The sequence below is a fragment of the Janibacter indicus genome (assembly GCF_900176385.1).
GTDB lineage: Bacteria > Actinomycetota > Actinomycetes > Actinomycetales > Dermatophilaceae > Janibacter > Janibacter indicus.
Genome location: NZ_FWXN01000005.1, coordinates 279,437 through 288,407, shown reverse-complemented (window position 1 = coordinate 288,407; position 8,971 = coordinate 279,437). Strand labels below are relative to the sequence as shown.

Below are 8,971 nucleotides of genomic sequence, written 5' to 3'. Positions count from 1 at the left end.
CGACTTCCTCCACACCTACAATCACGACCGCGGCCACACCGCACTCAAAGGCGCCTCACCCGCACACCGCGTACCCAACCTGGCGGGTCAGTACAGCTAGCCGGTGGCGGCGCGGTGGTCTAGGCCGGTCCGGAGAGGCGCGCCGAGGCGGTGAGCGCTTCGAGCGTCGTCGCGACCGCCGGCACCTTGAGCAGGTCGTCGGTCGTCACGACATGGATCCGGCGCCGGGTCTGGGGGTCGAGAGGTCGGATGACGACGTCGTCGTTGGAGGTCGCGGCCCGGATGAGGTCGGGGATCAGCGCGACGCCCAGGCCCGCAGCCACGAAACCCTGCACCGCGACGTAGTCCTCGGTCTCGAAGGCGACCTTGGGGGCGAAGCCCGCGTCGTGGGCGATCTTGAGCAGGTGGCCACGGCAGCGGGCGCAGCCGGCGATCCACTCGTCGTCGGTGAGGTCGGTCATCGAGACGACCTCCTGACCGGCGAGCGGGTGGTGGCGCGGCAGGGCCACACGCACCTCCTCGTCGAGCAGCGGGTGCACGACGAAGCCCTCGAGGTCCTCGCCCCGGGCCAGCTCGCTGCCGTCGTAGGAGAAGGCGACGGCGAGGTCGACCTCGCCGGCCCGCAGGGCCGCGAGCGACTCCGGCGGCTCGGCCTCGGTGAACTGCACGGACAGGTCCGGGTGCTCGGCGCGCACTGCGGCCAGCGCACGGGGGACGAGCGTGACCGATGACGAGGGGAAGGCCATGAGGCGCACCCGCCCGGACCGCAGCCCGGCGATGGCCGCGACCTCCTCCTCGGCGGCGTCGAGCGCGGCGAGGACCGGGGTGGCGTGGCGGGCCAGGACGGCCCCGGCCTCGGTGAGCCGGACGGAGCGACCGACCTTTTCGACGAGGACGGTGCCGGTGCGCTGCTCGAGGCGCTTGACCATCTGCGAGACCGCCGGCTGCGAGTAACCGAGCGCGAGGGCAGCGGCGGTGAAGCTGCCCTCCTCGGCGATGGCCCGCATCACGCGCAGCCCAGCGGCGTCGATCATGCACCCATGGTAGGTCGTGGAGCCTCAGCCGGTGGACGAGCCCGAGCCGACGGGCCGCAGCGCCGACTGGACGACCACGCCGTCGCCGTACTTCGCGTCCAGGGCGCGCTGGATCGAGCCGTCGTCGTAGGTGACGAAGAGCTCGACGCAGCCCGAGCCGGGGTAGCCGGACAGCGCACCCGGCGGCAGGGAGTCCTCGTCCCGCCAGATCTCGTCGTGGATGCGCTCGGCGTCGTCGCACGTGGTCCGTGGGGCGGGACCGGCGGTGGTGTCGGGGCGCGCCTCGTCAGCGGCCGGCTCCGTGAGCGTCAATGTCGTGCCGTCCCAGGTGCCCGTCACCCGCACAGGCTGCGCCCACTTCACGCCGCTCGCTTCGTCCGAGGTGACGTCCGACCACTGGAACCCCTCGAGCCGCGGACCGTCGCACTGCGGTGGCAGCGACTCCTGGACGCCGCCGAGGCAGGCTTGCGGGCCGTCGTCCTTCTCGATGACCATCGCCAGGGCCGTGACCTCTCCCTTCGCCGCCGGTACCGACGTCGGCATGGCCGTCGACAGGGAGGAGCTCGGGGACGTCGATCGCGGATCGGCCGTGGTCTGAGCGCACGCGGCGAGCAGCCCGGTGGCGGCGACGTGTGACACGGCACGAAGGGGGAGTCGCACGACGGGTCCTTCCGGCGGCGGGTGGTGGTGACCATCCTCGTGGACTGCGACGTCGGCCGGGGGCGGCTGGTTCCACCGGTCTGTCGCGCCGACCTACGATCGGTCCATGGCAGATGCGTCCGAGGCGGTCACGGAGCAGATTGCAGCCGTGCTGTGCGCTGGCCCGGCGCTCGTGCTCACCGGCGCGGGCATGTCCACCGACAGCGGCATCCCCGACTACCGCGGGCCAGACGGCACCCGCCGGGTGACGCCGATGCACCTGTCCGAGTTCGTCGGGAGCAGCCAGGCGCGGCAGCGCTACTGGGCACGCAGCTTCGTCGGCTGGAGACGCTTCCACGCGGCCCGGCCCAATGCAGCGCACCACCTCGTGACCCGACTGCAGGAGCTCGGCGCGGTCGGACCGCTCATCACGCAGAATGTCGACGGCCTGCACCAGGCCGCCGGCACGCGCGATGTCGTCGAGCTGCACGGCAACCTCGTCGAGGTCGTCTGCCTGACGTGCGGCGCACGCATCGACCGGCCGACGCTCGACGCGCGGATGGCTGCGCAGAACCCCGGCTTCGACGTCGACAGCGACGAGATCCGGCCCGACGGCGACGTGCGCCTGGACGCGGTCGACGTCGAGCGCTTCGTCGCGCCGGCGTGCGATCAGTGCGGTGCGGACACACTCAAGCCGGACGTCGTCTTCTTCGGCGGGGCGGTCGCCAAGCCGCTCGTCCAGCACTGCTTCGATCTCGTGGACGCGGCGCCGAGCCTGCTCGTCCTCGGCAGCTCGCTGCAGGTGATGTCGGGGCTGCGGTTTGTCAGGCACGCGGCCAGGCGCGGGATCCCGGTCTCGCTGATCACCCGGGGACCGACCCGGGGTGACGACCTCGTCGACCACCGCGTCGACGGGGAGCTGGGGGACTCCCTTCGCTCCCTCGTCGACGTCGTGGAGGTGGGGGTCAGAGGCGCCGCAGCACCGCGGTGACCTTGCCAAGGATCGTCGCGTGGTCGCCGTCGATGGGGTCGAAGGCGGGGTTGTGGGGGAGCAGCCACACGTGGCCGTCCTTGCGCTTGAAGGTCTTGACGGTGGCCTCGTTGTCGAGCATCGCGGCGACGATGTCGCCGTTGTCGGCGCTCGGCTGCTGCCGCACCACGACCCAGTCGCCGTCGCAGATCGCCGCGTCGATCATCGAGTCGCCGACGACCTTGAGCAGGAAGAGCGAGCCCTCGCCGACGATCTGCTTGGGCAGCGGGAAGACGTCGTCGACGACCTCCTCGGCGGTGATCGGGACGCCGGCGGCGATCTGGCCCAGGACGGGGACATAGCTCGCCTCGGGGCGCTCGTCGCCGGAGCCGGTCGGGTCGACGACCTCGTCGTCGGCGCTCGCGCCACCACGCATGCCGGCCATGTCGGCGACCGCGGCGGGCTCGGTCGACGTCGGCGCGCCGTCGGGGGAGATGACCTCGATGGCGCGGGGGCGGTTGGGGTCGCGCCGCAGGTAGCCCTTGCGCTCGAGGGAGGAGAGCTGGTGGGCGACAGAGCTGGGGGAGGTCAGCCCGACGAGCTCACCGATCTCGCGCAGGCTCGGCGGGTAACCACGGGTGGCGACGGCATTGCGGATCACCTCGAGCACCTTGCGCTGGCGCACCGTCAGCCCGTCGCCGGTGTCCCGCTGCGGGAGCTGGTGGATGTTGTCCTCGTCGCCCATCTCGACCCCTTCGTCCGTCTGCCGCGACACCGTTGTCGGTGGTCGCTGGTCAACTTCTCGGTGTGACCGACAGTAGGCCGGTCGAACACGTATTTCAAACACATGTTCGAGCGTGTTGTTGATTTCTTTCGAACAGCCGTGCTAGACATCGTACAGACGTTCTATCGAACACCGGTTCGACAGAGCCGCCACGAGGAGGACCGCATGACCGCTCTCACCGCCGCCCCCGTCCGCATCGACGTGCGCTCCGGCCGGCCGGCACGCTCCCGTCACCTCGTCTCCGTGCCGACGGGTGACGCGGTCACCGGCCGTGCGCCGGCCTCCCTTCGCCTGACCCGTCGTGGGCGCCTGGCCATCACGACCACGACCGTGCTCGTCGCGAGCATCGCCGGCGCGACGATGGCCTTCGGCGGCCCGGCCGCCACGCCGCAGACCGTGACGGTCGAGCCCGGGCAGACCCTGGGTCAGATCGCCGCCACCGAGCTGTCCGACGTGCCCACCCGTGAGGCCGTCACCCGCATCCAGCTGGCCAACGACCTGCCCTCGAGCCACGTGCACGCCGGTCAGACGCTGACCATCCCCGCGCCCTGAGGCGCCCCTGACTCCCGGGCTCTTCGACCCAGCCCGGGCCCGCCATCGGCCGTCTCCACAGCGCGTGGAGGCGGCCGATGTGCCGTTCGTCGACCGACCTGCCGGGGGACTTGCGTCGCGGCTCACAAGGGTTTCTAATGGTCACTACATCTAGTGGTTACACCGTTGTCATTCGTCCACATCTAGTGCACAGGATGAGGCCGGTTCTCCACAGGAAATGGGGTTTCGTCCCCAGATCTGTCCACCGCACCGTCCACAGGACGGCGTCGATCGAAGGGAGTAGGCATGCACTGCCCGTTCTGCCGTCACACCGACTCCCGGGTCATCGACAGCCGCACGACCGAGGACGGCAGCGCCATCCGGCGCCGCCGTCAGTGCCCCGAGTGCAGCCGGCGCTTCACCACCCTGGAGAGCGCCAGCCTGACCGTGACCAAGCGGTCCGGTGCGGCGGAGCCCTTCAGCCGGGCCAAGGTGCTCGCCGGTGTCCGCAAGGCCTGCCAGGGCCGACCGGTCACCGAGGACCAGCTCGCCATCCTCGCCCAGCGCGTGGAGGAGAGCATCCGCTCGCAGGGCAGCGCCGAGATCGACGCCCACGAGGTGGGCATGGCGATCCTGCCGCCGCTGCGCGAGCTCGACGAGGTCGCCTACCTGCGCTTCGCGTCGGTCTACCAGTCCTTCGACTCGCTGGAGGACTTCGAGACCGCCATCGAGCGGCTGCGCGCCGAGCACGCGCCCGCTCCCTAGACCAGACCAGCACTCCACACCGACCAGCAGCAGACCGTCACCACACGGATCGAGGAGAAGCAGCATGACCGAGACCGCCGGCAAGCCGAGCGCCCGTCGCGGGTCCCGCACCAAGGGCCTGACGATCAAGCGCATCCACACCACCGAGGGCGTCCACCCCTACGACGAGGTGACCTGGGAGAAGCGCGACGTCGTCCAGCAGAACTGGAAGACGGGCGCGACGATCTTCGAGCAGCGCGGCGTCGAGTTCCCCGACTTCTGGTCGGTCAACGCCTCGACGATCGTCACGACGAAGTACTTCCGCGGCGCGGTGGGTTCCCCGGAGCGTGAGGCCGGCCTCAAGCAGCTGATCGACCGCGTCGTCCTGACCTACGTCAAGGCGGGCAAGGAGCACGGCTACTTCGCGACGCCCGCCGACGCGGAGATCTTCGAGCACGAGCTGACCTACGCGCTGCTGCACCAGATCTTCAGCTTCAACTCGCCCGTGTGGTTCAACGTCGGCACCGCGAGCCCGCAGCAGGTCAGCGCCTGCTTCATCCTCTCGGTCGACGACTCGATGGACTCGATCCTCAACTGGTACAAGGAGGAAGGCTTCATCTTCAAGGGCGGCTCCGGCGCCGGCCTCAACCTCTCCCGCATCCGCTCCTCCAAGGAGCTGCTCTCCTCCGGCGGCACCGCCTCCGGCCCGGTCTCCTTCATGCGCGGTGCCGACGCCTCCGCCGGCACCATCAAGTCCGGTGGCGCCACCCGTCGCGCGGCCAAGATGGTCGTCCTGGACGTCGACCACCCGGACATCGAGGAGTTCGTCGAGACCAAGGCGCGCGAGGAGGACAAGATCCGCGCCCTGCGTGACGCCGGCTTCGACATGGACCTCGGTGGCGCCGACATCACCTCCGTCCAGTACCAGAACGCCAACAACTCCGTTCGGGTCACCGACGAGTTCATGCGTGCGGTCGAGGAGGGCACCGACTTCGGTCTGACCTCGCGCAAGGACGGCTCGGTCATCGAGACCGTCGACGCGCGCCAGCTGATGAAGAAGATCGCGACCGCCGCGTGGGAGTGCGCCGACCCGGGCATCCAGTACGACGGCACGATCAACGACTGGCACACCAACCCCGAGACCGGTCGGATCACCGCGTCCAACCCGTGCAGCGAGTACATGTCGCTCGACAACTCCTCGTGCAACCTGGCCTCGCTCAACCTGCTGAAGTTCCTGGGGGACGACGACACCTTCGACGCCGAGCGCTTCCAGGCCGTCGCCGAGCTGGTCATCACCGCGATGGACATCTCGATCTGCTTCGCGGACTTCCCGACCGAGTCGATCGGCGAGACCACGCGTGACTACCGCCAGCTGGGCATCGGCTACGCCAACCTCGGCGCCCTGCTCATGGCGACCGGTCACGGCTACGACTCCGACGGCGGCCGTGCGCTGGCCGCGGCGATCACCTCGCTGCTCACCGGTGCGTCCTACAAGCGCTCCGCGGAGCTCGCCGGCATCGTCGGCCCGTACAACGGCTACGCCCGCAACGCCGACGCGCACAAGCGCGTCATGCGCAAGCACCAGGCGGCCAACGACCAGATCCGCACCATGCACACCATGGACAAGGACATCCACGCCTTCGCCACGAAGGCCTGGGACGCGGTCGTCAAGACGGGTGAGAAGAACGGCTACCGCAACGCCCAGGCCTCGGTGCTCGCCCCCACCGGGACCATCGGCTTCATGATGGACTGCGACACCACCGGCATCGAGCCCGACTTCTCGCTGGTGAAGTTCAAGAAGCTCGTCGGCGGCGGCTCGATGCAGATCGTCAACCTGACGATCCCGCGCGCGCTGAAGAAGCTCGGCTACGCCGAGGAGACCATCGAGGCGATCGTCGAGTTCATCGCCGACAAGGGTCACGTCATCGACGCGCCGGGCCTCAAGCCCGAGCACTACGAGGTCTTCGACACCGCCATGGGCGCGCGGGCCATCGCCCCGATGGGTCACGTGCGGATGATGGCTGCCGTTCAGCCCTTCCTCTCCGGCGCGATCTCCAAGACGGTCAACCTGCCGGAGTCGGCCACGGTCGAGGAGATCGAGGACGTCTACGTCCAGGGCTGGAAGCTCGGCCTCAAGGCGCTCGCCGTCTACCGCGACAACTGCAAGGTCGGCCAGCCGCTGTCCGACGGTGGCTCCACCGCCAAGGACGCCAAGGCTGGTGCCGAGGCTGCTGCGGTCGAGACCGAGAAGGTCGTCGAGTACCGCCCGCTGCGTCGCCGCCTGCCCAAGCGCCGCACCTCGCAGACCACGAGCTTCGCCGTGGGTGGCGCGGAGGGCTACCTCACCGCCGGCACCTACGACGACGGTGAGCTCGGCGAGATCTTCCTGAAGTTCGGCAAGCAGGGCTCGACCCTGGCCGGTCTGATGGACGCCTTCTCCATCGCGATCTCGATCGCGCTGCAGCACGGTGTGCCGCTGGAGACCTACGTCGAGAAGTTCACCAACCTGCGCTTCGAGCCGGCCGGCATGACGGACGACCCGGACGTGCGGATGGCGCAGTCGATCATGGACTACGTCTTCCGTCGCCTGGCGCTGGACTACCTGGACTTCGACACCCGGTCCTTCATGGGCATCCACACCGCCGAGGAGCGTGCTCGCCAGCTCGAGACGGGCTCCTACGCCCCGGAGTCGTCCGACGACGACAGCGACTATGACGAGTCCTTCAGCCAGTCGGCCGCCACTTCGGAGGTCAAGGAGGCCAAGGAGTCGCCCGCGGCCGCCGTCGCCACCTCCGAGGAGGAGTCCGCTGACCACACCGGTTCCGGTGCCGCCTCCGTCCGCGAGGTCGACGCCACGGTCCACTCCTCGGCCGAGCTGCTCGAGAAGTTCCAGGGCAAGACCGCCGACGCCCCGATGTGCATGACCTGCGGCACCAAGATGCGTCCCGCCGGCTCCTGCTACGTCTGCGAGGGTTGCGGCTCCACCAGCGGCTGCAGCTGATCTGCTGCAGTAGCTGACGAAGGGGAGGGGCTGGCCGATCCCGGCCAGCCCCTCCTCCACACCCCCCGATGCCATCGCTGCCTTATCCACAGTTCCGCCGATCTTCGGTGTGGGGCGTGGTGCGGGGGTCCAGGCAGTGCCAAGTTTGTTGAACACACAGCCACCAGTGACACGTGGCGCCCGGATCTGTGAGACAGGACCCCGAGATGACTGAGCAAGAGCCCCCCGCATTCGAGTTCATCGACCTCTTCGCGGGGATCGGGGGCCTTCGTATCGGCCTCGAGTCGATCGGCGGGGAGTGCGTCTTCTCCTCCGAGTGGGACAAGTTCGCGCAGCAGACCTACGAGGCCTGGCACGGTGAGCGCCCTGCCGGCGACATCACCCAGATCGACCCGGACTCGATCCCGGATCACGACATCCTTGCTGCGGGCTTTCCGTGCCAGCCCTTCTCGATCGCCGGAGTCTCGAAGAAGATCTCCCTGGGGCGGGCGCACGGGTTCGCGGACGTGAAGCAGGGCAACCTCTTCTTCGCACTGGCTGACGTCGTCCGTGCCAAGCAGCCGTCGATCCTGCTCCTCGAGAACGTGAAGAACCTCCGCTCCCACGACCGCGGCACGACCTGGCGCGTCATCCACGAGACACTCGAGGAGCTGGGGTACGAGGTGCACCACCAGATCCTCGACGCAGCTGGCTGGGTCCCTCAGCACCGGGAGCGCATCTTTATCGTGTGCTTCCGTCGCGACGTCTTCGGCGAGGTCTTCCCGGACGGGGTGCCGTTCGAGTACCCCACGGGGCCCGGGGGGCACCGGCTCAAGGACATCTTGGAGAAGGATGTCGATCCGAAGTACACCCTCAGCAACAAGCTGTGGCAGTACCTGCAGAACTACGCGCTCAAGCACAAGGCAAAGGGCAACGGATTCGGTTTCGGGCTCCCCGACCACGATGGCGTCAGCAGGACCCTTTCGGCCAGGTACCACAAGGACGGCTCCGAGATCCTCATCCGTCAGGGCGGCGGTCGCAATCCCCGGCGCCTGACTCCCCGTGAGGCTGGCCTCCTCATGGGCTTCCCGATGGACCGGCTCGACATCGTGGTCTCCGACACGCAGGCGTATCGCCAGTTCGGGAATGCCGTCGTGCCCAAGGTCGCCAGCGCTGTAGCCCGGCAGATCGAGATCGTGGTGGAGCAGGCGCAAGCAGCAGGGATCGACTGGCACCAGCAGCCCGACACGGAGCAGCTCGCCGGCTGAACGAAACTGCACAGAGGGGGG

8 protein-coding genes are annotated in these 8,971 nt (G+C 69.0%); 5 read left to right on the top strand and 3 right to left on the bottom strand.

Annotation, left to right across the window (positions count from 1 at the left end):
- Positions 1-119: 119 nt before the first annotated feature.
- Positions 120-1,034 (bottom strand): LysR family transcriptional regulator, encoded by a 915-nt coding sequence (locus tag B9B60_RS08005; RefSeq protein ID WP_084450732.1) that lies wholly within the window; start codon positions 1,032-1,034, stop codon positions 120-122.
- Between the two features lie 24 nt (positions 1,035-1,058).
- The gene (locus B9B60_RS08000) at positions 1,059-1,694 is read right to left on the bottom strand and encodes a hypothetical protein (protein ID WP_143445495.1); all 636 of its coding nucleotides are present in this window, start codon (positions 1,692-1,694) and stop codon (positions 1,059-1,061) included.
- A gap of 106 nt (positions 1,695-1,800) precedes the next feature.
- On the opposite strand from B9B60_RS08000, the gene B9B60_RS07995 reads away from it, so the two are divergent.
- On the top strand, positions 1,801-2,664 hold the full coding sequence (locus B9B60_RS07995; protein ID WP_084450728.1) for an NAD-dependent protein deacetylase: 864 nt from the start codon (positions 1,801-1,803) through the stop codon (positions 2,662-2,664).
- Here the strand turns inward: B9B60_RS07995 and lexA are convergent.
- Complete coding sequence (gene lexA / locus B9B60_RS07990; protein WP_084450764.1) at positions 2,639-3,388, bottom strand: transcriptional repressor LexA; 750 nt, start codon at positions 3,386-3,388, stop codon at positions 2,639-2,641. The two genes, B9B60_RS07995 and lexA, sit on opposite strands and share 26 nt — an antisense overlap.
- Positions 3,389-3,592: 204 nt before the next feature.
- On the opposite strand from lexA, the gene B9B60_RS07985 reads away from it, so the two are divergent.
- The 4 genes from B9B60_RS07985 (at position 3,593) to dcm (ending at position 8,950) form a co-directional block, all read left to right on the top strand.
- Positions 3,593-3,979 (top strand): LysM peptidoglycan-binding domain-containing protein, encoded by a 387-nt coding sequence (locus B9B60_RS07985; protein ID WP_084450727.1) that lies wholly within the window; start codon positions 3,593-3,595, stop codon positions 3,977-3,979.
- Between the two features lie 285 nt (positions 3,980-4,264).
- Positions 4,265-4,723: a transcriptional regulator NrdR gene (nrdR, locus tag B9B60_RS07980; RefSeq protein ID WP_072624242.1), complete on the top strand. Its 459-nt coding sequence runs from the start codon at positions 4,265-4,267 to the stop codon at positions 4,721-4,723.
- Between the two features lie 64 nt (positions 4,724-4,787).
- Positions 4,788-7,703: a vitamin B12-dependent ribonucleotide reductase gene (locus B9B60_RS07975; protein ID WP_072624243.1), complete on the top strand. Its 2,916-nt coding sequence runs from the start codon at positions 4,788-4,790 to the stop codon at positions 7,701-7,703.
- A gap of 173 nt (positions 7,704-7,876) precedes the next feature.
- Positions 7,877-8,950: a DNA (cytosine-5-)-methyltransferase gene (gene dcm, locus B9B60_RS07970; protein ID WP_200811184.1), complete on the top strand. Its 1,074-nt coding sequence runs from the start codon at positions 7,877-7,879 to the stop codon at positions 8,948-8,950.
- Positions 8,951-8,971: the final 21 nt, after the last annotated feature.